The sequence below is a fragment of the Monashia sp. HAY1-2A genome (assembly GCF_056755315.1).
The window spans coordinates 1-272 of the sequence record NZ_JBNDHY010000412.1 but is presented as its reverse complement, the minus strand read 5'-3'; the positions used below and the strand labels follow the sequence as shown (position 1 = coordinate 272).

The 272-nt window shown below is 64.0% G+C and carries 1 protein-coding gene; it reads right to left on the bottom strand.

The window, feature by feature from the left end; all coding sequences use genetic code 11:
- The coding region (locus ACPYOM_RS22520; RefSeq protein ID WP_481347668.1) for an EF-Tu/IF-2/RF-3 family GTPase at nt 1-272 on the bottom strand (272 nt) is incomplete at both ends.

The window sequence follows — 272 nt, the reverse complement described above, 5'->3', positions numbered from 1 at the left end:
CGTCTTCACGCTTGGTGCCGCGCAGCAGGATACCGACGTTGTCGCCGGCTTGACCCTGGTCCAGCAGCTTGCGGAACATTTCCACGCCGGTCACGGTCGTCTTCTGGACTTCGCGGATACCGACGATCTCGATTTCCTCGCCGACCTTGATGATGCCACGCTCGACACGACCCGTCACCACGGTGCCGCGGCCCGAGATCGAGAACACGTCTTCCACCGGCAGCAGGAACGCGCCGTCAACGGCACGGTCAGGCTGGGGGATGTACGTGTCC